Origin of the sequence: uncultured Shewanella sp., assembly GCF_947495455.1 — a bacterium.
In the GTDB taxonomy this organism is placed as follows: domain Bacteria; phylum Pseudomonadota; class Gammaproteobacteria; order Enterobacterales; family Shewanellaceae; genus Shewanella.
Genome location: NZ_CANLZC010000312.1, coordinates 1 through 223, shown reverse-complemented (window position 1 = coordinate 223; position 223 = coordinate 1). Strand labels below are relative to the sequence as shown.

General features: G+C 46.2%; 1 protein-coding gene. It reads left to right on the top strand.

Features of this window, described 5'->3' with window-relative positions:
• Positions 1-223, top strand: a 223-nt coding sequence (locus Q0791_RS25210; RefSeq protein WP_299011982.1) for a hypothetical protein, incomplete at both ends; no start/stop codon positions are given.

The following is a 223-nucleotide window of genomic DNA, read 5'->3' as shown; positions in this document are numbered from 1 at the left end:
GAATGCCGCACGCTAGGTGAAATTGTTACTTACTTAAATAGCCAAAGCCCTAACACTAACACTAGCACTAGCACTAGCACTAGCACTAGTATTCAGGCTACACGCCAGAGCAGTGAAATTGTAGAGCAAACGGCTGACATTCAAACTTGCATGCTGAGTGTCGTGAGTGACAAAACTGGTTACCCAGTGGAGATGCTCAACCTTGAAATGGACATGGAAGCCG